Raw genomic sequence first — 26782 nt, 5'->3', positions numbered from 1 at the left:
GTCTCGACGAGCACCCCGAGAACGCGCAGGTCAGCGTCTTGCCCGATCAGGGCGGGTGCGCGTACGCGATCTTCCACACCAGTACTCCAGGATCCGAGTGCGGAGCTTTACCGGGTCATTGGAACTCCGGCCCAAAGCCGCTCCGCCGGCCAGGGGAGGCGGGCCCGTAGCCGACACGCCAGGAGCATGACGTTCTGTTCACATGGAGAACGTATGCGTTCCCAGCAGGACTGCCACGGCGACGGCAACGCATGTGCCGACTATGACTCTCCTTGTCTTGAAGGGACGGCGCCGCAACCTGCTCTCTGCAGACTGCCCCGCTGATAATCCCAGCGGTATGACGATCGCGCCCGTCACGATCTGGCTAACGCTTGAACCAGCGATCCCTCGGCTCAGAAGGAAAATACCGATCAGCTGGACGGCTATCACAGCGACAGTGAGGAAGAGGATGGTCCTCGCTCGCCGCTCCGCCGCCTCTTCCTCAGGAGTGAGGATTTTGACTCGGATGTATCGAGGCATAGCTCTCCCAAGCTTCACGGGCGGCAACTGATCGTTTAGCGAGCCTGGCGAACCGACTGAATACCGTTGCCGCAGTTACCTATGCAGGAAGAGGGCGTGCCTCCCAGCCGGCGGTGGCCAAGCCAGGAGCTCAGGCCGTCCCCGGGCCGTACGAGGCCACCCGACGCCGACCGGCAACGACAGAAGCCCACGGCGTCTGAACTGGCCAGAGCCATGGGCTTCTTCAGGCCCGTTGGTCAGCGGGACCGGTGATCAGTGGACCGGCATGTCAGGCTGTCCATGACGATGCGTCCGACGGCAGTGACGGCAGCGCTGACGGCAACGACGTCGAACGGCAGTGGCGTTCAGCGGTCCGGCACGGTGCCGGCGTAGGCCCATCGGGCGGACTCACCAAGGCGTGCCGGCCTCTTCTGAGCGCTTGGCCGCAGGTTCGAGTCCTGCCGGGGGCGTCAACGCCCGTGGGGACCAGTGGAAACGCCGGTCTTTCGTTTCTGGCGCACCATGAGTGCCGGATCGCCCACCTTGGAGTGATTGCGCCGGATTCGCCGGACTCCTGGTAATCATGGAACGGTTCGCTGTCTTTCGCCTTCCCGGAGCCGTTCATGCGCACTGCCGTCCCCGCCGCCCAGGACTCCGTGGAGGAGCGAAGGCTCGCCTTCCAGGGTTTCGCGTACACGTGCCGGATCGTCCATCAGAGCGCACCCCGGACGGCTCCGTTGCTGCTGCTCGGGGGGTCGTCGCAGAACCGGTACTCCTGGCAGGGCCACGAGAGATGGCTGGCGCCGCTGTGCACGCTGATCACCGTGGACCTGCCCGGTTACGGCAGCTCGGACTTCCTGCCGGCCCGCCACGGCATCGACTTCCTCGCCGACGCCGTCCAGCACATGCTGACGGAGCTCGGCGTCCCCGAGGTGAACCTGTTCGGCGGCTGCTTCGGTGAGGTCGTCGGTCTCCGCTTCGCGCAGCGGCATCCGGGGTCCGTGCGGCGCATCGTCTTCGCCGGCGCGGCGATCCGTCTTCCCGGCCTCTACACCGACGCCGTACCGCGCGTGTCACACGCGCTCGAACAGGGTGACATCGAGGGGGCCGCCGAAAGGCTGGTCCAGTTGTTCATGTCGAACCCGGGCATCGGAAAGGTCCGCAGGCACGCGGCGGTGGCGCGTCTCCTCCGCCGGCAGTTCATGAACCAGACGCCGGACGAGCTCAGGAAGGCGGTCGAGCACAACACGAGGCTCGTGACGCACGGCTGCTACGAGCCCCTGCCCGTGCCCGACGTGCCCTCGCTGGTCTTCACCGGCGAGTACGACTCCCTGTGCACCCCGGAGATGGGCCGCGAACTCGCCGCGACGATGCCCTCGGCACGGTTCACCACCGTCAAGGAGACGGACCACCTGGTCACGGTCGAACGCAGCCAGGAGTCCGCCGACCTGATCGGCCGCTTCTGCACCGACCGCCCCATCGACGGCCTGCCGTACTGCACCCCCGTCGAGTCGTCGTACGCCGTCCCCCTCACGGCGCCGCGGCCCTGCTGAGCGGGCCGGGACACACGGAACGGCCGGGACCCCTCAGGGGTCCCGGCCGTTCTCCGCCTCGCGGCAAGACCTGGGCGACAGCCGTGTCAGGCTTCCGATCCATGGGGACGGATGACGACGATGCTGTTGCAGGAGACCTCTCCTCCACCGGTGCAGGTCTGCGACTGGACGCAGCTGATGGTCTCGCCGTCGGCGACGCACGCGTCGGAACCGTCGTCGGCAAGGGCCTGCGAGGCACCGAGACCGACCAGGGCGAAGCTCCCCAGGATTCCGGCTGCCGCTGTCGCTGCGATCTTCTTCGAGTTGAACATTTACCTGTTTTCCTTATGCGGTCGGCCCTCCACCACGGGCGGGAGAGCCGTTCCGGTCAATGGGGTGCGGCCCGACAAGCCGAGGAGTCCCGGGGCTCGAACGACTGGGTTCGAGCCCCGAGACCTGCCTAGATCACTGGATCAGTGATCGTCAGCCAACACCGAGGATGGAGTTGCACTCCACGGAGGTGGCGCCCGCCGACGGGTTGCCGACGCCGATGACGTTGGCAGCGACGTTGGTGTCCTGCAGGCCGATCAGGGCCTGCTGGAAGTTGGCCTCACCCGTGCAGGAGTGGCTCTGCTCGCTGTCGAGCTTGAAGCTCGGCTCGTCACCGGCGTGGCTGACGCCCGCACCGAGGAAGCCAACGCTGCCGAGCATGGCCACCACAACGGCGGCCTTCTGGAACTTACGCATTACCTCTCCGTTTCTCGTTTGTGTCGGCACGGTCCGTTATGGCCCGTTCACCGACAGTCATGACTATAAGGGATGTTTTGCGGCGCTTCGCAACCGAAACGTCCAATTGCGTAATTTCCCTGTGAAGATGCAGGTCAGCGCGGTGCGAGGGGGTATCAGATGGCCGAACGGGAGGTGGGGGCGAGTCGTGTCACGCGTAGCGGTACGTCGCGCTGACGTCCTCCAGTTCGCCGGGGGTCACGTCCCACGGCGGCAGCCTCTCGTGGCGGGAGACGATCCGGCCGTGCTGCGCGTCGCCGGAGCCCGGCGCGGTCGCGGGCCGGTAGCGGGCTCCGTCGTGTCTGCGCTGCCAGCGGTACCACTGCAGGTCGACGAAGGCGTGGTGGAGCCAGAAGACGGGGTCGTTGACGGAGGCGGCGGTGAGCATGACCCCGCCGACCCAGCGGTGCACCCGGTTGTGGTTGCGCCACGAGACGCTGCCCCGGCCGGTGCCCCAGCCCTCCATCCGGTTGCGGAAGCCCCGCGTGACCGTCGAGTCCCAGGGCGCCACGTCGTAGGCGGACTCCTTCAGCGCCCACTCCAGGTCTCTCTTGCCCGGCAGGGCGATCGGGTCGGCCCGGCGGCCGAGGTCCCGGGTGAGGAACTCCGTGTCGGTCACGTTCACCCGGATCGTCCAGTTGCCCTCCCGGTACGCGAACGGACCCGTCGTCACCTGGCGGTCGGAGCGGCGCCCGTTGCCGCCGAGCAGGTCCGCGGTCCACGGCGCGGAGCGGGCCGTGCGGTCGCGGGTCCAGTCCCAGTACGGCAGGGTCACCGAGGAGTCCACCCGGCGCAGGGCCTCCTCCAGGTCGAGCAGGAACCGGCGGTGCCAGGGCAGGAAGGAGGGCGCCATGTGCGCGGTGCGCAGCCCCTGTTCGCCGTCGGAGGCGTAGTACGCGATGTGCGTGCGCACGAATTCGTCGTACTCGCCCCGCCGCTTGACCTCCAGCAGCGCGTTCACGAACCGGCGCTTCTCGGTCGCCGTGAGGGTGGCGGCGTCCTTACGCACGTACGCCATGCCGGCCTCCTCCGTGCCCGTGCCGCGGCTGCGTGCCCGCCTCGCGCAGCCGTTCGCCGGGGGCGAGGGCGTCCGCGGCGGCGCGGGCGGCGTCGAGCGGTGTGGGGTAGGAGCAGTAGTGGTCGACCATGCTCAGCCAGGTGCCGTCGGCCCGGCGCATCAGGTGCAGGGGGCGGCCGTCGAGGGTGACGTGCCAGTGGCCGTCCGCGGTCCGCGTCCCCCGGATGCGGCGGCCCCGGTGCGTCCGGTCGAAGGAGGCGCGGCCGGGGGCCTTCCCGGGAGCAGCGGGGCGCGGTGCGCGGAAGGCGGCGAGCAGCGGCGCCAGGGCCGCGGCGAGCGCGCCGGTGCGCAGTCCGCGGGTCACGTCCCGCCGTGTTCTGCCCTCCGGGACCGGCGCCGGTGGCGGTGATGACGGCGGCTGTGCGTCTTTCGGGGTTCCGTCGATGTCGATGACCATCGGTCCGACTCCCTTGTCCATCCGGTTGTCCATACGGTTCTCCGCGGCGGCAAACGGAATCCGGCCCCCAGTGGGAACTGGGGGCCGGATTGCGCGGGGGGTGCTTTTCAGGCGTGCAGCCCGAGGTCGCCGTGGACCGGCTTGGCGTCGTTCACCGTGGCCGCCGCTTCCTTCGTCGTGCCGAGCAGCGACGCGTCACCGGTGTCGGCGAGCGTCTCCGACTCGTGCGCCGGCATCAGCTCGAAGGGGACCGCGGTACGCAGGCCGGTGTCGACGCCGGTCTGCGCCAGGTCGATGGGCTCCGCGTACGCGGGCGCGGCGGCACCGGCGGCGATCAGGGTTCCGGCAAGGACGGCGGCAGCCTTCAGGGACTTCATCGTGTTCCTTTCTTCGGCGCCGCGGGGGCGGTCACCGGAGGGGAATTCTGTCGCCGTGCCTAACGATCCCCGGCCGGGGCGGAAACCGTGAAGCGGGAGATTGGCAAGTCCTCATATGAGAGTTTTTCGAGGACGGCGGGGTTTTACGAAGACGCCGCGGGCGGCAGCAGCAGCGAGGTGAACGCGGGGAACGTGGCGCCCGGGAGCAACGGCGCCGGCGCGGGGGCGGCCGGCGCGGGCAGGGTCGACACCTGGGACCCGGTGCCGAGCAGGGCGTCGACGAGGTCGTGCACCCGGGCCGCCAACTCGCCGCCCAGTGCGGGGGCCTCGGTGGTGCTTCCGTCCGCGTCGGTGTCGGGCCGGAGCAGTTCGAGGAGGTTGTCGAGGGCCTCCCGCAGGGCGGTCATCTCCTCGTTCGTGAGGTCGTCCACGGAGACGGTCAGTTGCGTGTCGTCCGTCGTGACCGACGGCGACGGGTCGGTCGTGGCGGTGGTCTCAGTGGTGGTGGCCTCGGTCGTGGCCTCGGTGGTGGCCACCGGGTCCTCGTCGGCCGCCTTCGCCAGGGCTTCCTTCGCCAGGGCTTTCCTCGCCGCGTCGCCCAGCTTCCTGACCTCGGCGGAGGACGTTCGGCCGTCGTCCGTCCCGAGCACGGCCTTCAGCAGGTCGACGACCGGGGTGAGTCCGCTCTCGTCCCCGTCGACGGTCCCGACCTGCGCGAGCAGTGCGGCGGAGGACGCCGCGCGGTCGTGCTCGGCGGTCGTGTCGGCCGCCATGGCGGCCGGGCCGGTGAGGCCGGCGAGAAGGGCGGCGCACAGTGCGCCGAGTGCGATGCGCCGGGCGGGCAGAGCGCGCATGGGGGTTCCTTTCACAGGCTTCGGATCTTGAAGCCCACCGTGGGAGCGCCCGGGGGCTCCCGCAACCGGAGGTGCGCCATTCGGTTCCCCGCGCCCGTCGCGCGTTCCGCCCGCCCCGCGCCCGTCACGTATTCCGCCCGGCGGGTCTCCGGGGAGGCGGCGGGCCGGGTCGGCCAACCTCTTCTCCTTCCCCTGAACAGGCTTCATGATTCCAACACACTTGCCGCCTTTCATCGAGTTTCGGAGAATTTGCCCGTTTGATGACTAGAGTTGCGAACCTCCGAAGCACCCTCACGGGTGGCCGCATCGCATTCGTCCCCGCTGCCTGCCACCGCCACCCTGTTCCGAAAGGCTCCGACGGTCATGCGTCAATCCCTGGGTCAGCTGCTTCGCCATGCGGCAGTGGGCGTCTTCTCCCTCGCGGCGATGTGGGTTCCCTGCGGCTCCGCGGCCGCCGCTCCGGTCGCGCCCTCCCCGGAGGCCGACGGCCTCGCCTTCTCCCAGCGGTACCGCGCGGTCCAGCACGGCGGCATCGTGCGGGCCGCCAACGCCTCCGCCACCTGCCGTGCCCAGGTCTCGTCGTGCCGGGACGTGCAGGCCGGAGCGCAGGGCGTGAACGGCGACTTCGACATGTTCTACATCGACGTCGACAGCGACCCGAACACGTACAACTCCTCCCGCGCGGAGGTCCGGCTGCCGGCCGGCTCCCGGGTGACGTACGCCCGCCTGTACTGGGGCGGCAACCTGCTCGCCGGTGAGCAGAAGCCCTGGCAGGACAACGGGCGGGTGCTGATCGCCGAGCCCGGCGGGGAGTACAAGGAGCTGCTCGCCGACACGGTGGTGGGGCACCGGGTGGCGGACGGCGCGGACGCCTTCCAGGCCTCGGCGGACGTGACGGAGCTGGTGCGGGACAGCGCGCCGGGCCTGTACACGGTGGCTCAGGTCAATGTGGCCATGGGCGGGTCGGCGGCCGGGACCTGGGGCGGCTGGACGCTGGTGGTGGCGTACGAGAACCCGGCGGAACCGCTGCGGCACCTCGCGCTCTGGGACGGCTTCGCCCCGCTGGGCGGCCGCTCGGGGGTCGAGATGCCGCTGCGCGACCTGCCGTTCCCGGCGGGCGCCGGGGGCCGGGCGGGACTGGTGGCGTACAACGGCGACCGCGGCACCGCCGGCGACTCGCTCGTCCTCACCGCCGGCCCCACCCCCACCGCGTTCACCGACCGGGCCAACCCCTTCGACGACGTCCTGAACTCCACCATCGCCGACCCCGGCGGCGCGTCCCCCGCGCGGGTGCCGGCGTACGCCAACACCCTGGGCTACGACTCCGACGTGTTCGACCTCGAAGGGGGCCTGCCGCACGCCGGTGACCGGGCGGCCTTCCGGCTCACGTCCGAGCGGGACGCGGCATGGGCGGGCGTGCTCTTCGCCGCCGTCGACGCCCGGCGGTGAACGCCGCCGGGCCGGGCGCCTCCGGGCGCGAGGAGACCGTGCCCGTGGAACCGCCGGCCGCCGGCCGCGGACCACGGGTCCTGCACCTCACCCAGCCGGTGGACGGCGGAGTGGCGCGCGTCGTGACGGACCTGGTCCGGGCCCAGCTCGCGGACGGCCTGGACGTGGTGGCGGTCTGCCCCGACAGCGCGCTCTCCGGCCGGCTCCGGTCGCTCGGCGCGCACGTACGGCACTGGAGGGCGACGCGTTCGCCGGGCGCCTCGCTGGCGCGGGAGGTACGGCAACTGGCCCGGCTGATCGACGAGGTGCGCCCCGACCTGGTGCACGCGCACAGCGCGAAGGCCGGGCTCGCCGGGCGGCTCGCGGTGCGCGGGCGCATCCCCACGGTGTTCCAGCCGCACGCCTGGTCGTTCGAGGCGGTGGGCGGCGGCACGGCGGCCCTCGCGCTGCGCTGGGAGCGGTGGGCGGCACGCTGGGCCGCGCGGGTGGTGTGCGTGAGCGAGGCGGAACGCGCCACCGGCGTGCACGCCGGGATCACCGGCCGCTGGACCGTCGTGCCCAACGGCATCGACCCCGACCGTTTTCGCCCGGCACCCGCCGGACCCGTACGGGCCGGGCTCGCGCCGCTGGCCGGGCCGGCCGCGCGGGCGCCGCTCGCCGTGTGCGTGGGCCGGCTGTGCCGGCAGAAGGGGCAGGACGTCCTGCTGCGGGCCTGGGACGCCGTACTGCGCCGGGTGCCCGACGCCCGTCTCGTCCTGGTCGGCGACGGCCCGGACCGGGACCGGCTGCGCGCGGCCGCACCCGAGTCCGTGCTGTTCGCGGGAGCCGTCGCGGACGCCTCCCCCTGGTACCAGGCCGCCGACCTCGTCGTCCTGCCGTCCCGCTGGGAGGGCATGGCGCTCGCCCCGCTGGAGGCGATGGCCTGCGGGCGGCCCGTGGTCGTCACGGACGTCGACGGCGCCCGCGAGAGCCTGCCGCCGTCCTTCGCCGCCTCGTGCGTGGTGCCGCCGGAGGACCCCCTGGCCCTGGCGGAGGCGGTCGGCGGGCTGCTGCTCGACCCGGCGCTGCGCGCGTCCCTCGGCGACCGGGGACGCCGGCACGTGCTGTCCCTCCACGACGTGCGGCACACCGCGCGGGCGGTCACCGACGTCTACCACGACCTGCTCGGCACCCGGCCCGCCTCGACGAGGGCCCGCCCGTGCCGGGCGGCCCAGGACGCCGAGGCCGACCGGACGTCATCGCGCGTCGAGCCCCTTGAGCACAGGGAGTCCATCCACTCGTGACCGCCGAACGCACCGTGGCCTCCCCCGGCGTACCGCCGCGGGACCACGGATTCCCCCCGTCCGTCTCCGTCATGCCGCCGCGCGGCACCGACACCGGCCCCCGGCTGCCCGCCGTGCCGCCCCGGACCGCCTCACCGCTGCCGCTGCTCGTCGCGGACGGCGCCGCCGTCCTGCCCGCCGCGCTGGTGCTGCCCGGGGCCCAACGCCATCCGCTGCTCGTCGCCCTGCTGATCGCGGTGTCGCTGCTGCTGCGCCCGCGTGACACCCGGCCGCCGGTGCCGGGGCTGCTGGAGGAACTGCCCGCCGTGTGCGGCCGTGTCGCGGTGGTCTGGCCGGTCTGCGCGGCGCTGTGGGCCGCCTACCGGCCGGAGCAGGCGCTGTCCGCCGGCACCGTGCTGGCAGGTCTCGCCGCGCAGGCGGCGGCGGCCTGTGCGCTGCGCGCGGCCGTGCACGGGCGGCGGCGGACCGCGCTGCTGCGCCGCCCGCACGCCGCGCTCGTCGTCGGACCGGCCGCGACCGCGCAGCGGGTGGCCGCCGCCGTGCTGCGCCACCCGCGCTGCGGGGTGCGGCCGGTGGGGATCGTCACCGGGCAGCAGGACGGCGCCGAGGGCGTGCCGGTGCTGCGCACGGACGAGGAGGTCGAGCGGGCGGTCATCCAGAACGGGGTGCGGGCGGTGCTCGCCGTCCACCCCTCGGTACGGGACGAACAGGGGCCGCTGCTGCGGGCGCTGGCCGCGTCGGGCTGCGCGGTCTGGGAGGTCGACGCCGGCCCGGCGCCGTACCCGGCGCGGGAGCGGCTGGCCGGATTCCCCTGCCGGCGGCTGGACCTCGCCCCGGTGCGCGGCGGCGGCCCCGGCAAGCGGCTGCTCGACGTCCTGGTCTCGGGGACGCTGCTGCTGCTGGCCGCCCCGCTGCTGCTGGTGTGCGCGGTGACGCTGCGGCTCTGTGACGGGCCGGGGGTGGTGTTCCGGCAGGAGCGCATCGGCCGGAACGGGGAGCCGTTCACGCTGCTGAAGTTCCGCACCCACCGCCCGGTCGACGAGCACGAGTCGGCGACCCGGTGGAGCGTGGCGGGCGAGCACGAGATGCGCTGGTTCTGCCGCATGCTGCGGCGCACCTCGCTGGACGAGCTGCTCCAGTTGTGGAACGTGCTCCGCGGCGACATGAGCCTGGTCGGTCCGCGGCCCGAACGGCCGTACTTCGTAGCCCAGTTCAGCCAGACGTATCCGGGTTACGCGGCCCGGCACCGGATGCGTACCGGCATCACCGGTCTGGCGCAGGTCCACGGGCTGCGCGGCGACACCTCGATCGAGGACCGGTGCCGGTTCGACAACGCCTACATCGACGACTGGTCGCTGTGGCGGGACGTCTGCATCCTGCTGCGCACCGCGGCCACGCTGGTCCGTCCGACGGGGAGCTGACGTCACGTGAGCCACGCCCTCGCCCCGCCGCCGCCACCGCGCCGGGCCGCCGCCGCTCTGGTGCCGGCCCTGCCGCCGGTGGCGGTGGTCGCCCTGGCGGGCCTGCCGCCGACGGGGGACGGGGCGGGGCCCGCCGACGTGGTGTCCGCGCTGCTGGTCGGGTACTGCGTGATCCGGCTGCTGCGGGAACGGCGGCGCCCGCTGTCGCCCGTCGCGGCCGTGGTGCTGGGGCTGCCGGTCGTGGGACTGGCGCTCGCCGCCATGGGGGCGGCCTCGCCCCAGGCGGCGCTCGACGGCCTCTCCCGCTATCTGCAGGTCTTCGTGCTCGTCCCGGCCGCCGTGCTGGTGCTGCTCCGTGGCCGGGCCGACTTCCGGGTGCTGGCCTGGTCGTTCGTGGGGCTCGCCCTGTGGCAGGGGGCCGTCGGGGTGCACCAGTACGTCACCGGGACCGGTGCCTCGTACCAGGGCGAGACCGTCCGCGCGGTCGGCACCTTCGGGGCCACGGACGTGATGGGCATGGCGACGGCGGTGTCGCTGGGCGTGGTGTGCGCGGCGGGGATCGCGCTGGGGCGGGCCCCGGTGCGGCAGCGGGCGGCCGCCGCCGGGTGCGCCCTGCTGCTGGTGCTGCCGCTGGCGCTGTCCTTCAGCCGGGGCGCGTGGATCGCGACCGCGCTGACGTGCGCGGTGCAACTGGCGCTGGCGGGGCTGCGGCGCGCGCTGAAGGTGGCGGCGGCCGTGGTCGCGGCGGGCGTCGTGCTGGTGGGCGGGTTCGGGGTCGGTACGGCGATGCTGCAGGAGCGGATCGACAGCATCACGGAGGTCACCGGCACGCCCGACCAGTCCGTCGTCGACCGGTACACCCTGTGGGCGGCGGCGGCCGGCATGTGGCGCGAGCACCCGTGGACCGGGGTGGGGCTGAAGAACTTCCCCGAGTACCGCGACGGGCACGCCACCCTGGCGCTGTCCTCGGGCAGCGACATCGAGGGCGCGGGCGAGGAGTACCACAAGCAGGCGCTGCTGTCGCCGCACAGCATGTACCTGCTGGTGCTGAGCGAGCAGGGTCTGGTCGGGCTGCTGGCGCTCGCCGGGGGCTGGCTCGCGCTGCTGGTGTGCGCGCTGCGGCGCCTGCTGCGGGCCCGCCGCCGGGGCCCCGGCCTCGACTGTGCGCTCGTCGCCGTCGGCCTGCTGCTCTGGCTGCTCACCGACTTCGTCTACGGCGACATCGGCGGCCCCTCGACCGTCCTGACCGGCGTGGCCCTGGGCCTGACGGCGTGGTGGGCGCTGTCCCGCGACGGCCGGCCGCACACCGCCCGGCGCGATGCGGCATCCGAGCGGGCCGAGGAGGCCGCGACACGATGACAGTGCTGCCGTCCCAGACTCCCGGCTCCGAGGCCGCCGGCTCCGAACCCGGCGGTCTCAGGACCGGCGCCCCCGGGCCGACCGGCCCCCACAGCGGCGGTCCCGCCCCTGACCGGCCCGCGGAACCCGGTACCGCCGGCCCCACGGCCGGCACACGTACGACAACCGGCGGTCCCGCGCCCGACCGGTCCCGGACCGGCGGTGCCGCCCCCGGCCGCCCCACGGACCCCGGACTCACCGGCCACGCGGCCGGCTCACGTACGACGACCGGCGATCCCGCAGCCGGCCGGCCCCGGACCGGAGGCCCCGTACCCGGACGGGCCACGGCAGGCACCTCCACGACGGACGGATCCCCGGTGGACGCCCCCGTGACGGGCGGGCCCCGGCCCACGGACCCCGGTCTCACCGGCCCCGCGCCCGGCGGATCCGGGCCCGGCGGGCCCGTCACCGGTGGGCCCGGGTCCGGCGCGGTCGAGCCGGTTGGGGCACCGGGCGGCGGGGGCGAGGACGCGGCCGGTGACGGGGGTGAGTCGGGCGGGGTGTCGCGGAGGTTTCTCGCGCGGGCCGCGCTGGGGACGGCGGTGCTGTCCATCGCCGGGTCGCTGCTCGGGCTGGTGCGGGACCAGTCGCTGGCGCGGTTGTTCGGGGCCGGGAGCGACACGGACGCCTTCCTGGTCGCGTGGACCGTGCCGGAGATCGCCGCGACGCTGCTGATCGAGGACGGGCTGGCGATCGCGCTGATCCCGGCGTTCAGCATGGCGCTGGCGCGCCGGGCCCGGGGCGTGCCCGGCGACCCGGTGCGCGAACTGGTCAGGGCCACCCTGCCCCGGCTGTGCCTGGCCTTCGCCGCGGTGACGGCGCTGGTCGCCGCCGGGGCCCCGTACCTGGTCCGCGTCCTGGCGCCCGGCCTGCCCGACCCCCGCCTCGCCGTCGACTGCACCCGGCTCACCGCGCTCAGCCTGCTGGCCTTCGGGCTCGCCGGGTACTGCAGTGCCGCCCTGCGGGCGCACCGCCGTTTCTTCGCGCCGGCGGCGATCTACGTCGCCTACAACACCGGCATCGTGGCGACGATGTTCCTGCTGGGCGGGGAGTGGGGGGTGCGTGCGGCGGCGGTCGGGGTCGCGGTGGGCGGCTGTCTGATGGTGGCGGTGCAACTGCCGTCGCTGTGGCGGCAACTGGCGTCGCGTACACCCGCGCCCGCCCCCGCCCCCGCCACCGGGCCGGCCGCCGAGGAGCGGCCGGTGCGCCTCGCCCTGATCGCCGCCGTGCTGCTGTTCGCGCTGTGCCGCCAGTCGCAGGTCCTCGTCGAACGGTTCCTGGCGTCGTCGCTGCCCGCCGGGTCCATCTCGCACCTCAACTACGCGCAGAAGGTCGCCCAGATCCCGATGACGCTGTCGCTGATGGTGTGCACCGTCACCTTCCCCGTGGTGGCGCGGGCGCTCGCCGACGGCGACACCCGCCGGGCCCGCGCCCGGGTGGAACGGGACCTGGTGCTGGCGTCCTGTGTGGTGCTGGCGGGCATGTGCGCGGTGATCGCCTGCGCCCCGCAGATGATCGAACTGCTCTTCCAGCGGGGCGCGTTCACCGCGGCCGACACCGCCGCGACGGCGAACGTCATGCGCGTGTACGCCCTCGGTCTGCTCGGCCAGACCCTCGTGGGCGCCCTCGTCCGCTGCTACTTCTCCGCGGGCCGCCCCAGCTGGTACCCCCTCGGCGTGATGGCGGCCGGCATCGTCGTCACGTCCCTGACCGGCGCCGTGACCGTGGGCCGCTGGGGGGTGGCGGGGATCGCCGCCGCCAACGCCTTCGGCATCACCGTCACGGCCGTCCTGCTGCTGACCGGCCTGCGCGCGACCCGCCACGGCGGCACGGCCGGCGAACCGGCCGGCGTCTCGGTCGGCGTCCGTGAGGTGCTGGGCCGGCTGAGCCGGCCCGTGCTCGCCTCGGTACTCGCCGTCACCGCCGGGACGTTCGCCGCGAGCCGCTTCGAGTCCCCGGTGGCCGCTCTCGCGGCCGGCTGTCCGGCCGTGGCCGCCGTCTTCGTGCCGCTCGCCCTGTCCGTCGCCCGGCGCTCCGTATCCGCATCCGCACTGCGCTCCGTACGCACCGTCACACGAAGGCTCACACATGGCCGCTCCCGTTGATTCCGTCGCCACCGGCAGCCCCTCCGCGCCCCGTCCGGGCCCCGTCCCCTGGGTGGCGATGTACCACTCGGTGGGCGACTGCTCGGACGATCCGTACCGCATCACCGTCACCCCCCGGCGGCTCGAACGGCAGCTGGCCTGGCTGCGCCGGCGCGGGCTGCGCGGCGTGTCCGTCGCCGAACTCCTCGCCGCGCGCGCCCGGGGCGAGGGCCGGGACCTGGTCGGCCTCACCTTCGACGACGGCTACACCGACTTCCTCACCGGGGCCCTGCCGCTGCTGCGCCGCTTCCGCTGCGGCGCCACCCTCTTCGTCCTGCCGGGCCGGCTCGGCGGCGACAACGCCTGGGACCCGCTCGGCCCGCGCAAGCCGCTGCTGACCGCGGACGGCATCCGGCGCGCCGCCGCCGAGGGCGTGGAGATCGGCTCGCACGGTCTCACCCACGTCGACCTGACCCGCGCGGACGACGCCACGCTCACCGCCGAGGTCGCCGGGAGCCGGGCCCGGCTGGAGGAGCTGACCGGCGTCCCGGCCGACGGGTTCTGCTACCCGTACGGCACGGTCGACGCGCGCGCCGTCGAGGCCGTACGGAAAGCGGGCTACACCTACGCCTGCGCCATCGACCCCGGCCCGCTGACCGGCCCGCACGCCCTGCCGCGGGCGCACGTCGGGCAGAACGACACGGCGTGGCGCCTGCACCTCAAGCTCCGGCTGCACCGGCTGCGCCGGCGCCCGGTGGAGGGCCTGTGATGAGGGCGCTGCACATCATCACCGGGCTCGGTGTCGGCGGCGCCGAACAGCAGTTGCGGCTGCTGCTGCGTCATCTGCCGGTCGACTGCGACGTGGTGACGCTCACCAACCCCGGCGCGGTCGCCGAGGGGCTCGGCACCGACGGCGTACGGGTCGTGCACCTGGGCATGGGCGGCAACCGCGACCTGGCCGCGCTCCCGCGCCTGGTCCGGGTGATCCGGGCCGGCGGCTACGACCTCGTGCACACGCACCTGTACCGGGCCTGTGTCTACGGCAGGATCGCCGCCCGGATCGCCGGGGTCCGCGCGGTCGTGGCGACCGAGCACTCCCTGGGCGACACCCAGATGGAGGGCCGCAGGCTGACGGCCGGGGTGCGCGCGCTGTACCTGGCGAGCGAGCGGCTCGGCTCGGCGACGGTCGCCGTCTCCCCGACGGTGGCCGACCGGCTGAAGCGCTGGGGCGTGCCCGCCCCCCGCATCGAGGTCGTCCCCAACGGCATCGACCTGGACCGTTTCCGCTTCGACCCGCAGCGGCGGGAGCGCACCCGGCGGCGTCTCGGCCTGCCTCAGGGGGCGTTCGTCGTCGGCGGTGTCGGCCGGCTCGCCCAGGGCAAGCGGTTCGACGTCCTGGTCCGGGCGCTGGCCCTGCTGCCGGAGGACCACTGGCTGCTGCTGGTGGGCGGCGGACCCGAGGAGCACGTGCTGCGCCGCACCGCCCGTGAGGCCGGGGTGGCGGGGCGGGTCCTGTTCACCGGCGAGCGTCCCGTCGTCCCCGACGGCTCCCCCGGCCCCGACCTGCCCTCGCTGACGGCGGCGATGGACCTGTTCGCCTCCCCGTCCGCGGAGGAGGCCTTCGGCCTGGCGGTCGTGGAGGCGCTGGCGTCCGGTCTGCCCGTGCTCTACGCCTCCTGCCCGGCGATCGAGGACCTGCCCCCCGAGACCCGCGCCGGCGCCCGGCGGGTGCGCGGCGGCCCCGGGGCGTACGCCCGCGCGATCGCCGAGGCCCGTACGGCGGGCCCCGGACCGCGCACGGCCGGCCGGGCCGCGCACCACTACAGCATCACCCGCAGCACCGCCCGCCTGATGGACGTGTACGCGGCGGCCGTCGCCGGTCCACCGCCGTCCGCCGCCGCACCGTAGGCCTCCGCCGTCGTCCGCCGCACTTCGCCCTACTTCGCCGCACTCCGCCGTACCTTCGAGGGAGCAAGCCCGTCATGACCGACACCCCGTCCCGTCGGCTCCGTCCGTCCCTGGACCGTGTCAGAAAACTGCCGGCCTGGTCCGCGCTGGTGGCGGGCACGCTCCTCGGCGGTCTGTCCGGCGGCGCGTACGGCGCGCTCACGCCTCCGGTGTACACGGCCACCAGTTACGTCGTCGCCGTGCCGACCGACGAGGCGACCCCGGACGCGGCCCGCGGTTTCGCGCAGGCGTACGGCCGGGTCGCCACCCAGCTCGCGGTCCTCGGCGACGCGCAGGTGTGGGCCGGTGTGCCGGTGCGCACCCTGCGGGACAGCATCCGCACGGCGACCTCGCCGGACGCGCCGATGGTCGCCGTCACGGCCACCTCCGCACAGCCCGAACTGGCCGTCGACATGGCCAACGCGGTCTCGCGCGCGCTGACCCGGCACGCCGAGGACACCAAGGGCAGCACCCAGGTCCGGCTGGTGCAGTTCTCGCGCGCGGTGACACCGGGCAAGCCGTCGTCCGCGACGTCGGAGGTGACCGCGCTGGTGGGGGCGAGCGCGGGCGGCCTGCTGGGCGGCCTGGTGCTGCTCGCCCGGCCGAGGCGGACCGCCCGGGACGGCGACTCCGCCCCCGCCGCCTCGGTGCCCGGCCCGGCCACCGCCGCCGATGTGCAGCGGTGACGCGGCCGGGGCGGCCCTAACGGGTGCGCGACCACCAGTCGAGGCGGAGGCAGAGCCTTCCACCGAGCCAGTACTCCACCCACTGGCCCAGGTCCAGCGGGGAGCAGTTCTCCGGCGGCAGCGGTGTCTCGGGCGTGGTCGGCGCGGGAGCGGGTGCCGGGGTCTCCGGCGTGGTGTCCGGTTCCTCCTCGTGGGTGCGGCCGGAGAGGACGGACCTGTAGACGCGGGACGATTCCGGATTGTCGTCGCACTGCCACACCCCGTGCGGACAGTAGTCGGTGAGCGTGTTGTAGAGCGGCTGGTGCTCGTCGATCCACGCGAGCATGCGCCGCATGTACTCGGGATTGTCGCCGTTGCGGAAAAGCCCCCATTCGGGATAGGAGATCGGTTTTCCGTGGGCCTTCGCGAAATCCACATGGGCCTGGAGTCCGTACGGTTCCTCCACCTGTTCGTCGAAGGAGTGCCCGGCCGGCTGGTCGTAGGAATCCATGCCGATGATGTCGACCGTGTCGTCCCCGGGGTAGCACCGGGTCCAGGGAACGGCGTCCCGGCCGCGGCTCGGTGTGAAGTCGAACCGGAATTCCTGTCCCGGTACCGCGCGCATGGTCCTGACGATCCGGTTCCAGTATTTCTTCCAGGATTCCGGGTCGGGGCCGCAGCGGTGGGTGTAGGTGACGCCGTTCATCTCCCAGCCGAGCACCAGGACCGTGTCCGGCACCTTCAGCTCGACCAGCCGCTCGGCGAGGGCACGGAAGTGGTGGTCGAACTCCCCGGCGGCGCCCCGCCGCAGCAACTGCCGGACCTCGTGGTCGGGGACGCCCTCCTCGTTGCGCTCCTGCAGGGGGACGTTGAGGACGAGCATCCGGTCGTCCTCGGCGTTGCGCCAGCGCGCCCACGACTCGAGGAAGCCGACGTCCCCCTCGATGTCGCTCCAGTGGTTGCCGGGCAGGTAGGTGTGGCCGACGCGCAGCTCGGCACCGCCCAGCCAGTGGCTGAGCTGCTCCATGCGGGCCACTCCGCGCGCGTCGGAGGCGAGGAAGGCGCCGAAGGCCGGGATGTCGCGGAGCGGCACCGGCGGGGCCGGCACGGGGACCGACGGGAAGCCGACGTCCGGGACGTCCGGGGCGACAGGGGCCTTCGGGGTCACGGGGACGGCAGGGACCGCGGGGACCGTGGGGGTGGCCACGGGTCCGTCCGGGGCCGGCACCGCCGGACGGGAGTCGTCGGTCGGTACCGGCCCCGTCGCGGGACCGGCCGCCAGGGCGGCGGACACGGCGAGCGCCGCCGCGCCCACGGCCATCCCGCGGGACCGGACCCGCCTGTGCTGTGGGGCCATGGGCTGCTCCTCTTTCTCATTCGCGTCCGCCTTCTGCCTGACGTCCGAGCTCTTGACGAACAGTCATATGAATTCAGGCACAGGACATACGGCGGTGCCAATGTCACTGCGGCTTTCGAGTGCCGGGCTCGCCCGTGCGGGTGAGCCGGTACCAGAGGAAAGTGAGTTTTCGTGTCGCTGCTCGACACCCGTGTCCCCGCCGTACTGCTGCGGACCGACCGGAATCCCTTTCACCACGGAACACTGGGGGCCGTACGGTCGCTCGGCAGGGCGGGAGTGGAGGTCCATGTCGTCGCCGATTCCACGGGAAGTCCCGTTCACCGCTCGCGTTATGTCCACCACATGCATTCCCCGCCGCCACCGGGGGCATCCGCGCAGCAGATCCTCGCCGTGCTGCGCCGGGTGGCCGGCCGGGTGGGGCGCCCTGCCGTACTGGTCCCGCTGGACGACGCCACCGCGATCGCCGCGGGCCGGCTGCGGGACGACCTCGCGCCCTCCTATCTGCTGCCCGAGACGCCGGCCACGCTGGCCGAACGCGTCGCCGACAAGGCGGAACTGGCCGCCGTGTGCGCCGCCGCGGACGTTCCGCACCCGCTCACGCTCGTCCCGGACAGCCCGCGGCAGGCCGCCGACGACGCCCACCGGCTCGGACTGCCGCTGGTCGCGAAGTGGAGCCGCCCCTGGCTGCTGCCGGCCGGCGGCGGACTGCGCAGCACCCAACTGGTGCACACCGCACGGCAGGCCCGGGAGCTGCACGCGCGCACCGCGGAGGCGGGCAGCCCGCTGCTGCTCCAGGCGTACCTGCCGCCGGGCGAGGACCGGGACTGGTTCTTCCACGGCTACGCCGACCGTACGGGCACCGTGCGCGCCGGCGGTCCGGGCCGCAAGCGGCTGTCCTGGCCGCGCGGCGCGGGACTGACCGCGGTGGGCCACTGGACCCCCAACCCCGAGGTCCGGGCGCTCGCCGAACGGATCACCGGCGAACTCGGCTACCGCGGCGTCTTCGACCTCGACTTCCGCCGCTGCGGCACGACCGGCCGCTACCACCTCCTCGACTTCAACCCGCGCCCCGGCGCCCAGTTCCGGCTGTTCACGGACAGCGCGGGACTGGACGTCGTACGCGCCCTGCACCTGGATCTGACCGGACGGCCGCTGCCGGAGGGGGATCCGGTGGCCGGGCGGTCGTTCGTGGTGGAGAACTACGCGCCGTTCGCCGCGCTGCGTACACCGCCGGGCGGACGCGAACTGGCCTGGTACGCCAGGGACGACCGCGCGCCCGGATGGGCGATGTGGGCCCTGTGGGCCCGCCATGTGTCCGGCCGGCTGCGGCAGCGGCTGGGCACGGCGATCTCCGTACCGGCGCCCCGCCCGGTCCCCCGGGCGGTCCCCCGGGCGGCCGCTCCCCCCTCGATCCCCCCGACCGACAACGAGAAAGCGAGCAGCTGATGATGTACGACCTTCTGGTGGTGGGCGCCGGTCCGTACGGTCTGTCGATCGCGTCCCACGCCGCGGACGCCGGGCTGAACCTGCGTGTGTTCGGCCGGCCCATGGCGTCCTGGCGGGACCACATGCCCGGCGGCATGTTCCTGAAGTCGGAGCCGTGGGCGTCCAACCTGTCCGATCCGGGCGGGCGCTGGCGGCTGGACGTGTACTGCGCCGAGCAGGGCCTGACGGCGCGTCACGCGCACCCGGTCCCGGTGGAGGCGTTCGCGTCGTACGGCCTGTGGTTCGCCCGCAACGCCGTGCCGGAGGTGGACGAGCGCGTGATCACCCGGATCTCGTCCGGCGCCGACGGGTTCACGGCGGTCACCGAGGACGGGCAGGCGCTGCACACGCGGACGGTGGCGCTGGCGGTCGGGGTGATGCCGTTCATCGAGGTGCCGCCGACCCTGCGCGGGCTGCACCCCACGCTGGTGACGCACAGCAGTCACCACAGCGATCTGGGGCACTTCCAGGGCAAGGACGTCACGGTGATCGGCGGCGGCCAGGCGGCCCTGGAGACGGCGGCGCTCCTCGCCGAACAGGGCACGCGGGTAAGGGTGCTGGCGCGGGCGGAGCGGCTGCGGTGGAACGATGTGCCGCCGGCCTGGGAGCGCCCGTGGTGGCAGTCGGTCCGCTCACCGCACAGCGGTCTCGGGCCCGGCTGGCGGAACTGGTTCTACGCCGAGCGCCCCGGCCTGTTCCGGCGGCTGCCGCAGACGTCCCGGTCGCGGATCGCGGCCACGGCGCTGGGTCCCGCGGGCGCGTGGTGGGTGCGGGACCGGGTGGAGCGGGCGGTGGACCTGCTGCCGGGCCAGGAGGTCACCGCGGCCGCCGCGGTGCCGGGCGGGCTGCGCCTGGACCTGACCGGCCGTGACGGCGCCCGGCGTTCCCTGGAGACCGAACACGTCATCGCCGCCACCGGGTTCAAGGCACACCGCGACCGGCTCGGTCTGCTCTCCGCCGAGCTGCGCGGGGCGCTGGCGGTGCTGCCGGACGGTTCCCCGGCGCTCGGCCACAGCTTCGAGTCGTCGCATCCGGGGCTGTTCCTGGCGGGCCTGGTGACCGCGTCCGGTTTCGGTCCGGCGATGCGTTTCGTGCACGGCGCGACGTTCACGGCGTCGACGCTGGTCCAGGGGGTGCGCCGGCGGCTGGGGTCGACGCCGGTGCGCGGGACGGTCCCCGTGCCGGGCGGCGGCAGCCGCAGCGGGGCGCCGTCGCCGGTGAACGGCTGACGGGCGTCGACGACGACGCGTCCCCCGGACCGGTCTCGGTCCGGGGGACGCGTCGTCGTACGGGCACGGCTGCCGGGTGGGGCGGGCCCGGCGGCCGGCGGCTCAGCGCCTCAGCGCCTCAGCGGCGGAAGGCGGTGCGGCTGCGGCGGTAGACCATCGCGCCGCCGGTGATCAGGACGGCGCCGGCCGCCGCGGCGGCGATCATGCCGTCGCTGCCGGTCTCGGCCAGGTGCGGCGGGTTGCCGGGCACTTCCGACTCCTCGGCCGGGGGCTTCTCGACCTCGTGGGCGGGAGGCAGCTTGACGTGGGTGGGCGGCGGAGGCGTCTCCTTCTCGGGCTCGTCCTCCTCGCCGTAGCCGCCGTAGCCTCCGTGGTTGACGCAGGTGTCGCCGTAGGCGTCGTTGAACAGCCCGATCACGTCGACGTCGTTGCCGCACGCGTTCACCGGCAGGTGGACGGGCACCTGGACGTTGTTCCCGGACGCCAGTCCGGACGAGTCCTTGGTGGCGCCCACCGCGTGCGCGCCGTAGTCGCCGTAGTCGCCGTAGGAGGAATCGGCGTGCGAGGAGTCGCCGTACGTGCTCTCCCCGTGCGGCCTGTCCGCGGACTTCTCCGTGCCGTCGTGGGAGTCGTGGGATCCGTAGGAGCCGTTGACGCACGTGTTGTCGGACGCCTCGTTGAACGCCCCGATCACGCTGACGCCGTTGCCGCACGCGTTCACCGGTGCGTGGACCGGTACCTGCACGTTGTTCCCGGACGCCAGTCCGGACGAGTCCTTGGTGGCGCCCACCGCGTGCGCGCCACCGTCGGAGTCACCGTGCGAGCCGTCCTTGGACGTGTGGGAGCCGTTGACGCACGTGTTGTCGGACGCCTCGTTGAACGCCCCGACCACGCTGACGCCGTTGCCGCACGCGTTCACCGGCGCGTGGACCGGTGCCTGCACATTGTTCCCAGCCAGCGCACCGGAAGAATCCTCGGCTTTGCCGGTCGCGTACGAGTCGGCGAGGGCGGGGGTTCCGTACAGGGACAGAATGCCCGTGGCGGCGGCGGCCGCCACGAACACTCCCCTGCTCAGGGTCTGTCGCAATGTGGTTGTCTTCCTGCTTGAAGAAATGGGAGCGGCCACGCGTTCTGGCCCTCCGCTGCCGCATGGCCTACTTCTTCATCAACCCGACTCGACGGAATCGGTTGCGCGGTTTCACCCGGTTGGCCCGCTCCGCACCCGGAAGGGGCCACCGGCTACGACACCACGTCCTTGCGGACGAACCCGCGGAACGCCAGCGCGAACAGCACCAGCGCGTACGTCACGGACACCGACGCGCCCTGGATCATGCCGGACCACTCCGGGGTCGGCTGGACGGCGTCCGCCCAGGCGAACTGCCAGTGCGCGGGCAGGAAGTGACGCCAGTCGCCGAGGGCGGTGACGGCGTCCAGGACGTTGCCGACGATGGTCAGGCCGACCGCGCCGCCGACCGCGCCCAGTGGGGCGTCGGTGCGGGTGGACAGCCAGAACGCGAGCCCGGCGGTGACGAGCTGCGACACGAACAGGTACGCCACGACCACCACGAGCCGCTGCGCCGCCGTGCCGGGGTCGAGCGCGCCGCCGGTGGGGATCCGCAGCGGGCCCCAGCCGTAGGCGGCCGTGCCGACGACGAGCGCCACCACCGGCAGCAGCACCATCGCGGCCAGGCTCAGCCCCAGTCCGACGATCAGCTTGGACCACAGCAGCCGCATCCGGGGCACCGGCGCGGCGAGCAGGTAGCGCAGGGAGGACCAGCCGGCCTCCGAGGCGACGGTGTCCCCGCAGAACAGGGCGACGGGGATGACCAGCAGGAAGCCCGCCGACACGAACAGGTTCACGGCGGCGAAGTTGGCGCCGGAGGCGGTGGCCGTGTCCATCAGGTTCACCCGGCCGCCCGGACGGTCGGGCTCGCCGCCGATCGCGAAGGCGACCACCAGCACGAACGGCAGGACGGCGAGGATCGCGCCCATCACGAGGGTGCGGCGGCGCTTGAGCTGGCGGACCAGTTCGACCCGGAGGGGCAGGGTGCGGCCCGCGCGGTAGCCGGCGGCGACCTCGGTCCGCTCGGTGGGCTCGGTGAGCGTGCTCATGCGGAACCTCCGATCAGGGTGAGGAAGGCGTCTTCGAGGCGGCGGTGCGGGCCCACCGACGCCACGGGCACCTCCAGCCGGACCAGTTCGGCGACCAGGCGCGGGGCGGTGCCGCCGGCGTCGAGCCGGACCAGCAGCCCGTCGTCGGTGCGGACCGCCGAGGCGACGCCCGGCAGCGCGGCGATCTTCTCGGCGACCGGCTCGTCCACGGGCTCCTCCGTCCCGACGAGCAGGGTGTCGCCGGAGCCGATGATCTCCCGCACCGGACCGGCCTGGACGAGCTGCCCGCGGTCCATGACCACGAGGTGCGTGCAGGACTGCTCGACCTCGGACAGCAGATGGCTGGAGACGATCACCGTGCGTCCGGCGGCCGCGTAGCGGATCATCACCTCGCGCATCTCGCGGATCTGCGGCGGGTCGAGTCCGTTGGTCGGTTCGTCGAGGATGAGCAGGTCCGGAAGGCCGAGCATGGCCTGGGCGATGGCGAGGCGCTGGCGCATGCCCTGGGAGTAGGTGCGCACCGCGCGGGCGAGTGCGTCACCGAGCCCGGCGATCTCCAGGGCCTCCTCCAGGTGGGCGTCCTCGGCCGGACGTCCTGTGGCCCGCCAGTACAGCTCCAGGTTCTCCCGGCCGGACAGGTGCGGCAGGAAGCCCGCGCCCTCGACGAACGCGCCGACCCGGGACAGCACCGGGGCGCCGGGGCGGATGGCGTGGCCGAAGACGCGGATCTCGCCGCCGTCGGGCTTGATGAGCCCCATCAGCATGCGCAGGGTGGTGGTCTTGCCGGCTCCGTTCGGCCCGAGCAGTCCGAGCACCTGCCCCTTCTCCACCCGGAAGGACAGGTCCCGCACGGCGTACCGGTCCGAGGAGCGGGCGTACCGCTTGCTCAGGCCGGTGATCTGGAGCGGGACGTCGGCCAGTTCCGGGTCGGGTGCGGGGGCGGTGGTGCGGCGGCGGCCGGTGAGCAGCAGCCCGAGCGCGATCACGGCACCGGCGACCGGCAGCCACACCACCCATGCGGGCAGCGGGGCCGCGGCGGTGGTCACCCCGGGTGCGGTGGGCACGGTGAGGTCGCTCTTCAGGGAGACGGTGTACGTCGCCGGGGCGGCCGGGGAGGCGTAGCCGAGGTCGGTGGAGGCGAGGACAAGGCGCAGCCGGTGGCCCTTCTGGACCTCGTGGTCGACGGCCGGGAGGGTGAGCGTCACGTCCTTGCCGGACCTGGCGTCCTCGACGCGGACGGGGGCGACGAGCTGCGAGGGCAGCACCTGTTGCCGTCCGTCCGGGCCGACGTCGTAGACCTTGCCGAAGAGGACGGCGTCGTCGCCGGTCGACTCGACGTGGACGGTGACGGTCGGTGATCCGGTGATCCGCAGGTCGTCGGCGACCGGGGCGGACTCGAAGCGGGCGTACTGGCCCGGGAAGTCCAGGGAGATGCCCACGCCGAGCGAGGAGAGCTGGGCGAGTCCGCCGGAGCCGCCGAGGCCGGGCAGGGAGGAGATGGCGGGCGGGTTGGCGCCTGCCGGGTTGGCGAAGCTCTGTTCGCGTCCGGTGAGGGGGAAGGACCGGCCGTCGTTCGTCAGACCCGGGTAGGTGTCGGCGCTCGCGCCGTTCAGCACGGCCTCACCGTCGGTGGAGTCGACTCCTCCGGTGCGGGTGACGCGGAAGGCGGGGCCGGTGTCGACGCCCTTGTCGTCCTTCAGGTACCGGTCGAACCAGGTCCGTACGCGCTGCCGCACGCGGTCCGTCTCCGGGTTGCCGCCGTCGTGGCCGCCCGCGATCCAGTCGACGTCGACCGGGGCGCCGTTGGCGCGGATCGCCTTGGCGGCGGCGTCGGCCTGGCCGAGCGGGAAGAGGGAGTCGGTCTGGCCCTGCAGCAGGAGCGTGGGCACGTCGATGCGGTCGGCGACGGCGGACGGCGAACGCGCCTCGAGCAGTTCGCGCGCCTCGTCGTCGGGGGCGCCGGACTCGGCGACCCGCTGGTACATCGCGCACAGCGCGGGCTCGAACTTCTCGCAGCCGCCGCCGGAGTTGACGAAGACACCGGCCCACAGCTTCTTGAAGACGCCGTTCGGGAAGAGCGCGTCGGCGAGGTCGAAGTAGGTGATCGCCGGGGCGATGGCGTCGACCCGGTCGTCGTACCCGGCGCCGAGCAGCGCGATGGCACCCCCGTACGAGCCACCGGCCATCCCGACCCGCGGGTCGCCGCCCTTGTCGAGCCGGACCTCGGGCCGGTCGGCCAGCCAGTCGATCAGCCGGGAGACGTCGGCGACCTCGCCCTCCGGGTCGTTCAGCCCGATCTTCCCGGTGGACCCGCCGAAGCCTCGCGCGGACCACGTCAGCACGGCATACCCGTCACGCGCGAGGTCCTCGGCCTGCTCCCGCACATCGTCCTTGCTGCCGCCGAAGCCGTGCCCGAGCAGGACGGCGGGGCGGCGGCCGTCGGGCCCGGCGGTGAAGTACGAGGTGTCGATGCGCACCCCGTCGCCCGTGCTCATGACCCGGTCGGCGCGGGTGACCGCGGGCGCGTCGTCGGAGGCGACGGCACTCCACGTACCGGCGCCGGCGAGCACGACGACGGCGGCCGCGGCGGCGACGGTCCGTCGCGGCCGCCGTGACAGCGGCCGTCGTGACCGCAGCCACCGCGATCCGGGCAGTCGAAGATCCATGCGTCAACGGTACGGGGTCAACCTGTCGCCGCGATGTCGACCGGAGACCGAACCCGGGCACCTCCCGCTGGTGTACGGGAGGGCCGCCGCGTACCGCGTCCGTGGTACGCGGACGGTTTGTCCGCCCCAGGGCTTGGGCGTAGCCGGTGGGCGTCCGTCTCGTGACCACGCGCGGTGAAGGGAGTGCGAGCGGACGGTTCCCGCCTCATGGCCCTTGCGCCTCGGTGGCCCGCGCCGCAATGCGCGTGACGCCCGCCGACCCCTCACGCTCCTCGGGCTCGCCTGAGCGCGAAGGGGACGTCACTTGACTGCGCCGAAGCCCTGCGGGCTGTCGCGGAACGACGTCAAGCTTTGGTCTTGGTCGGGCGGGCCGTCTCGCGAGGCCATCGAGTGGAACGGTGTTTCGGCGTTCCCTCAGGGCGAGACGGGAGGTGACTCCGCCTCAGATGGTCGGGGTGTCGTCAACGATCGGCTTGTGAATCTCGACGACCGGCTTCCATCCCGCGGAGAACTCGATGAAGTCCGCACGGGTGGGGTAGGTGTCGATCGCGCGACGGTCACGCTTGGGGCTGTCGCTCGCCTTGCGTCCCCGGGGAACCTGTTCCTCGAAGATGTCGACCTTCACGTCGGGGACCTCCTTGAGGCCCTGGCGCCAGATCTGCACGACGTCGGCGCCGAAGGCCTGCCGGACGGCGGCGTAAAGGGCCGTGAGGGACCCCTTGTCCCCACCGGGGACGAAAAGTGCCAGGTCCAGCACGACACCGGCGGACTGGAGGACCTCGATGGTCATCGAGCCGTTCTCGTCGGCCACGTAGATTCCGGCTTCGTTCTCGTCGTCGGGAAGGCAGGAGACCTCTTCCTGGAATACGGTTCTCGCCGTGACCGAGCCGCCCTCGAAATGCTCACCGGACTTGGTCAGAAAAGCAGGAACATAGCAGTCGGGAAGTTTGAGTTCTGCCGTATCGGCGGAAACGAAGATCCTGTCCTTCACGCCGAGGTTCGTCACCTCTTCCAGCGAGAGGCGGCGAGCGGCGATCTTCTCCGTGTTCACGATTTCCCTTTCAGGTCGCACTGTCCCTCCGAACAAGGACGCTATCACGAAACCCCGAGGTCAACTGCCCAGTAATCCTTGAGTAGATGGCCTCCGACGGCCCGCACGGGAGGATACTGAAGCGGGTGCCGCTCGGCCGGGAACACGCATCCGCGGGGCAGTGTCCCTCGCTATGGCGTCGGGGATCAAATGGCGGTTGCATTTCGGCACATCGGGTAGCACCGGGGAACTAAAATAAAGTTTACGGTAGATATCACCCATATCCCCTTCGGGGAGATGGCGGCGGGGTGAGGCGACCCATTCGTCACGCATCCCGAAGAGCATGACGGAAACCAACCGGGCCGTCCGGCAACGCGACAACTGCGGGACGGGACCCGTGCGGCCGGTCACGGCCGTCGGGAGATCCGCCGGCTGAAGGTGCGCACGGTCTCGAACAGCCTGCCCTTCCCCGGCGCCCGCCAGGCCGTCCACGCGGTCAGGGGCCGCAGGGGATCGCGTCCCGTCGGCGTGCTCCGCGGGTGAGCGGCCACGGCATCAGGCCATCGGGGAACGGGAGTCCTTGAGCCCGCTGAGGAAGGCCGTCCACGCGGAGGCGGGGAAGCGGAGGACGGGACTGTACGGGACCTTGCTGTCACGGACGGGGACAACGGCGGGGAGACCGTCGGCGACCTCGACGCAGTTGTTCTGGCCCCCGTCGCTGTAGCTCGACTTGCGCCACGTCACGGTGCCGAGTTCGAGGGTGTGGTTCATGATCGGTGTTCCTCCAGGATGCGCTCGATGAACGTCACCGATTCCGGCGGTGCCAGTGCCGCGTCTCGGATCCGATCGTAGGCCAAGCGATACTTGAGGAAGTCATCCGATTCTTCGATCAGTTCGCCCGACGCGCTGCCCTCCAGGTATGCGACGGAGCTGCCGTCCGGCTGCCACAACAAGGAGAGCGCGCCGTCGGGAACTGGCTGTACTCCCACACTGAACGGCAGCACCTGGACAGTGATCGACGGCTGTGCCGCTGCGAAGATGAGGTGGGTCAACTGGTCTTCCCGGATCTTGGGATCGGCCGGTGCGCGTCGTAGCGCCGCCTCGTCGATGATCGCGCGGACCGTCGCCCCGGCC

24 protein-coding genes and 1 pseudogene are annotated in these 26782 nt (G+C 73.1%); 11 read left to right on the top strand and 14 right to left on the bottom strand.

Features of this window, described 5'->3' with window-relative positions; all coding sequences use genetic code 11:
• Positions 1-198 precede the first annotated feature (198 nt).
• Positions 199-519: a hypothetical protein gene (locus ACF1DX_RS01565; RefSeq protein ID WP_391789233.1), complete on the bottom strand. Its 321-nt coding sequence runs from the start codon at positions 517-519 to the stop codon at positions 199-201.
• Positions 520-1121: 602 nt separating this feature from the next.
• Between ACF1DX_RS01565 and ACF1DX_RS01560 the strand changes: the two genes are divergently transcribed.
• Entirely contained in the window at positions 1122-2051 is a 930-nt protein-coding gene (locus ACF1DX_RS01560) for an alpha/beta fold hydrolase (protein ID WP_391789232.1), read from the top strand.
• An 86-nt stretch (positions 2052-2137) separates the two neighbouring features.
• Here ACF1DX_RS01560 and ACF1DX_RS01555 read toward each other — a convergent pair whose 3' ends face one another.
• From ACF1DX_RS01555 to ACF1DX_RS01530, 6 genes are all read right to left on the bottom strand, one after another.
• Complete coding sequence (locus ACF1DX_RS01555; protein WP_391789231.1) at positions 2138-2362, bottom strand: hypothetical protein; 225 nt, start codon at positions 2360-2362, stop codon at positions 2138-2140.
• Positions 2363-2513: 151 nt separating this feature from the next.
• Entirely contained in the window at positions 2514-2777 is a 264-nt protein-coding gene (locus ACF1DX_RS01550) for a hypothetical protein (protein WP_030858004.1), read from the bottom strand.
• A 190-nt stretch (positions 2778-2967) separates the two neighbouring features.
• Positions 2968-3834, bottom strand: coding sequence for a tyrosinase family protein (locus ACF1DX_RS01545; RefSeq protein ID WP_391789230.1), 867 nt, complete (start codon positions 3832-3834; stop codon positions 2968-2970).
• Positions 3818-4291 (bottom strand): tyrosinase family oxidase copper chaperone, encoded by a 474-nt coding sequence (locus ACF1DX_RS01540; protein WP_391789721.1) that lies wholly within the window; start codon positions 4289-4291, stop codon positions 3818-3820. Before ACF1DX_RS01540 ends, ACF1DX_RS01545 begins: the two co-directional genes overlap by 17 nt.
• A 107-nt stretch (positions 4292-4398) precedes the next feature.
• Positions 4399-4668, bottom strand: coding sequence for a hypothetical protein (locus ACF1DX_RS01535; protein WP_391789229.1), 270 nt, complete (start codon positions 4666-4668; stop codon positions 4399-4401).
• A 143-nt stretch (positions 4669-4811) separates the two neighbouring features.
• Positions 4812-5522, bottom strand: a complete 711-nt coding sequence (locus tag ACF1DX_RS01530) for a hypothetical protein (RefSeq protein WP_391789228.1) — start codon at positions 5520-5522, stop codon at positions 4812-4814.
• Between the two features lie 363 nt (positions 5523-5885).
• On the opposite strand from ACF1DX_RS01530, the gene ACF1DX_RS01525 reads away from it, so the two are divergent.
• From ACF1DX_RS01525 to ACF1DX_RS01490, 8 genes are all read left to right on the top strand, one after another.
• Positions 5886-6971: a DUF3344 domain-containing protein gene (locus ACF1DX_RS01525; protein WP_391789227.1), complete on the top strand. Its 1086-nt coding sequence runs from the start codon at positions 5886-5888 to the stop codon at positions 6969-6971.
• A gap of 44 nt (positions 6972-7015) precedes the next feature.
• Positions 7016-8254, top strand: a complete 1239-nt coding sequence (locus tag ACF1DX_RS01520; protein WP_391789720.1) for a glycosyltransferase family 4 protein — start codon at positions 7016-7018, stop codon at positions 8252-8254.
• The gene (locus tag ACF1DX_RS01515) at positions 8251-9675 is read left to right on the top strand and encodes an exopolysaccharide biosynthesis polyprenyl glycosylphosphotransferase (protein ID WP_391789226.1); all 1425 of its coding nucleotides are present in this window, start codon (positions 8251-8253) and stop codon (positions 9673-9675) included. Before ACF1DX_RS01520 ends, ACF1DX_RS01515 begins: the two co-directional genes overlap by 4 nt.
• A 6-nt stretch (positions 9676-9681) precedes the next feature.
• On the top strand, positions 9682-11034 hold the full coding sequence (locus ACF1DX_RS01510) for an O-antigen ligase family protein (RefSeq protein WP_391789225.1): 1353 nt from the start codon (positions 9682-9684) through the stop codon (positions 11032-11034).
• A gap of 539 nt (positions 11035-11573) precedes the next feature.
• Entirely contained in the window at positions 11574-13178 is a 1605-nt protein-coding gene (gene murJ / locus ACF1DX_RS01505; protein WP_391789224.1) for a murein biosynthesis integral membrane protein MurJ, read from the top strand.
• Positions 13162-13926, top strand: a complete 765-nt coding sequence (locus ACF1DX_RS01500; RefSeq protein WP_391789223.1) for a polysaccharide deacetylase family protein — start codon at positions 13162-13164, stop codon at positions 13924-13926. Before murJ ends, ACF1DX_RS01500 begins: the two co-directional genes overlap by 17 nt.
• On the top strand, positions 13926-15065 hold the full coding sequence (locus tag ACF1DX_RS01495; RefSeq protein ID WP_391789222.1) for a glycosyltransferase: 1140 nt from the start codon (positions 13926-13928) through the stop codon (positions 15063-15065). Before ACF1DX_RS01500 ends, ACF1DX_RS01495 begins: the two co-directional genes overlap by 1 nt.
• Before the next feature lie 74 nt (positions 15066-15139).
• Positions 15140-15790 (top strand): lipopolysaccharide biosynthesis protein, encoded by a 651-nt coding sequence (locus tag ACF1DX_RS01490; RefSeq protein ID WP_391789221.1) that lies wholly within the window; start codon positions 15140-15142, stop codon positions 15788-15790.
• 16 nt (positions 15791-15806) lie between these two features.
• On the opposite strand, the gene ACF1DX_RS01485 is transcribed toward ACF1DX_RS01490, so the two are convergent.
• Positions 15807-17126: a glycosyl hydrolase gene (locus ACF1DX_RS01485; RefSeq protein WP_391789220.1), complete on the bottom strand. Its 1320-nt coding sequence runs from the start codon at positions 17124-17126 to the stop codon at positions 15807-15809.
• A gap of 171 nt (positions 17127-17297) precedes the next feature.
• Between ACF1DX_RS01485 and ACF1DX_RS01480 the strand changes: the two genes are divergently transcribed.
• Together ACF1DX_RS01480 and ACF1DX_RS01475 are read left to right on the top strand one after the other, a co-directional pair.
• Positions 17298-18572, top strand: a complete 1275-nt coding sequence (locus tag ACF1DX_RS01480; RefSeq protein ID WP_391789219.1) for an ATP-grasp domain-containing protein — start codon at positions 17298-17300, stop codon at positions 18570-18572.
• A 2-nt stretch (positions 18573-18574) separates the two neighbouring features.
• Entirely contained in the window at positions 18575-19840 is a 1266-nt protein-coding gene (locus tag ACF1DX_RS01475) for an NAD(P)-binding domain-containing protein (protein WP_391789719.1), read from the top strand.
• Between the two features lie 118 nt (positions 19841-19958).
• On the opposite strand, the gene ACF1DX_RS01470 is transcribed toward ACF1DX_RS01475, so the two are convergent.
• The 6 genes and pseudogenes from ACF1DX_RS01470 to ACF1DX_RS01445 all read right to left on the bottom strand — a co-directional run.
• The gene (locus ACF1DX_RS01470) at positions 19959-20927 is read right to left on the bottom strand and encodes a chaplin (RefSeq protein WP_391789218.1); all 969 of its coding nucleotides are present in this window, start codon (positions 20925-20927) and stop codon (positions 19959-19961) included.
• Between the two features lie 152 nt (positions 20928-21079).
• Complete coding sequence (locus tag ACF1DX_RS01465; protein ID WP_391789217.1) at positions 21080-21952, bottom strand: ABC transporter permease; 873 nt, start codon at positions 21950-21952, stop codon at positions 21080-21082.
• Entirely contained in the window at positions 21949-24618 is a 2670-nt protein-coding gene (locus tag ACF1DX_RS01460; protein WP_391789216.1) for an alpha/beta fold hydrolase, read from the bottom strand. Before ACF1DX_RS01460 ends, ACF1DX_RS01465 begins: the two co-directional genes overlap by 4 nt.
• 442 nt (positions 24619-25060) lie before the next feature.
• Positions 25061-25669, bottom strand: a complete 609-nt coding sequence (locus ACF1DX_RS01455) for a hypothetical protein (RefSeq protein ID WP_391789215.1) — start codon at positions 25667-25669, stop codon at positions 25061-25063.
• Positions 25670-26203: 534 nt separating this feature from the next.
• The gene (locus ACF1DX_RS01450; RefSeq protein WP_391789214.1) at positions 26204-26419 is read right to left on the bottom strand and encodes a DUF397 domain-containing protein; all 216 of its coding nucleotides are present in this window, start codon (positions 26417-26419) and stop codon (positions 26204-26206) included.
• Positions 26416-26781 (bottom strand): annotated as a pseudogene (locus tag ACF1DX_RS01445) (DUF5753 domain-containing protein); the annotation flags it as partial. The pseudogene ACF1DX_RS01445 and the gene ACF1DX_RS01450, both read right to left, overlap by 4 nt.
• Position 26782 lies beyond the last annotated feature (1 nt).

It is taken from the genome of Streptomyces sp. NPDC014676 (assembly GCF_043084105.1).
Taxonomy (GTDB): Bacteria; Actinomycetota; Actinomycetes; order Streptomycetales; family Streptomycetaceae; genus Streptomyces.
This window is presented reverse-complemented; position numbering and strand designations above follow the sequence as displayed.

What these genes read in the sequence shown, in the direction of transcription:
- ACF1DX_RS01460 (WP_391789216.1), bottom strand. Translation starts at nt 24,618, where the DNA reads ATGGATCTTCGACTGCCCGGATCGCGGTGGCTGCGGTCACGACGGCCG.
- ACF1DX_RS01545 (WP_391789230.1), bottom strand. Translation starts at nt 3,834, where the DNA reads ATGGCGTACGTGCGTAAGGACGCCGCCACCCTCACGGCGACCGAGAAG.
- ACF1DX_RS01560 (WP_391789232.1), top strand. Translation starts at nt 1,122, where the DNA reads ATGCGCACTGCCGTCCCCGCCGCCCAGGACTCCGTGGAGGAGCGAAGG.
- ACF1DX_RS01530 (WP_391789228.1), bottom strand. Translation starts at nt 5,522, where the DNA reads ATGCGCGCTCTGCCCGCCCGGCGCATCGCACTCGGCGCACTGTGCGCC.
- ACF1DX_RS01555 (WP_391789231.1), bottom strand. Translation starts at nt 2,362, where the DNA reads ATGTTCAACTCGAAGAAGATCGCAGCGACAGCGGCAGCCGGAATCCTG.
- ACF1DX_RS01485 (WP_391789220.1), bottom strand. Translation starts at nt 17,126, where the DNA reads ATGGCCCCACAGCACAGGCGGGTCCGGTCCCGCGGGATGGCCGTGGGC.
- ACF1DX_RS01495 (WP_391789222.1), top strand. Translation starts at nt 13,926, where the DNA reads ATGAGGGCGCTGCACATCATCACCGGGCTCGGTGTCGGCGGCGCCGAA.
- ACF1DX_RS01490 (WP_391789221.1), top strand. Translation starts at nt 15,140, where the DNA reads ATGACCGACACCCCGTCCCGTCGGCTCCGTCCGTCCCTGGACCGTGTC.
- ACF1DX_RS01525 (WP_391789227.1), top strand. Translation starts at nt 5,886, where the DNA reads ATGCGTCAATCCCTGGGTCAGCTGCTTCGCCATGCGGCAGTGGGCGTC.
- ACF1DX_RS01565 (WP_391789233.1), bottom strand. Translation starts at nt 519, where the DNA reads ATGCCTCGATACATCCGAGTCAAAATCCTCACTCCTGAGGAAGAGGCG.
- ACF1DX_RS01500 (WP_391789223.1), top strand. Translation starts at nt 13,162, where the DNA reads ATGGCCGCTCCCGTTGATTCCGTCGCCACCGGCAGCCCCTCCGCGCCC.
- ACF1DX_RS01450 (WP_391789214.1), bottom strand. Translation starts at nt 26,419, where the DNA reads ATGAACCACACCCTCGAACTCGGCACCGTGACGTGGCGCAAGTCGAGC.
- ACF1DX_RS01540 (WP_391789721.1), bottom strand. Translation starts at nt 4,291, where the DNA reads ATGGTCATCGACATCGACGGAACCCCGAAAGACGCACAGCCGCCGTCA.
- ACF1DX_RS01475 (WP_391789719.1), top strand. Translation starts at nt 18,575, where the DNA reads ATGTACGACCTTCTGGTGGTGGGCGCCGGTCCGTACGGTCTGTCGATC.
- ACF1DX_RS01535 (WP_391789229.1), bottom strand. Translation starts at nt 4,668, where the DNA reads ATGAAGTCCCTGAAGGCTGCCGCCGTCCTTGCCGGAACCCTGATCGCC.
- ACF1DX_RS01550 (WP_030858004.1), bottom strand. Translation starts at nt 2,777, where the DNA reads ATGCGTAAGTTCCAGAAGGCCGCCGTTGTGGTGGCCATGCTCGGCAGC.
- ACF1DX_RS01465 (WP_391789217.1), bottom strand. Translation starts at nt 21,952, where the DNA reads ATGAGCACGCTCACCGAGCCCACCGAGCGGACCGAGGTCGCCGCCGGC.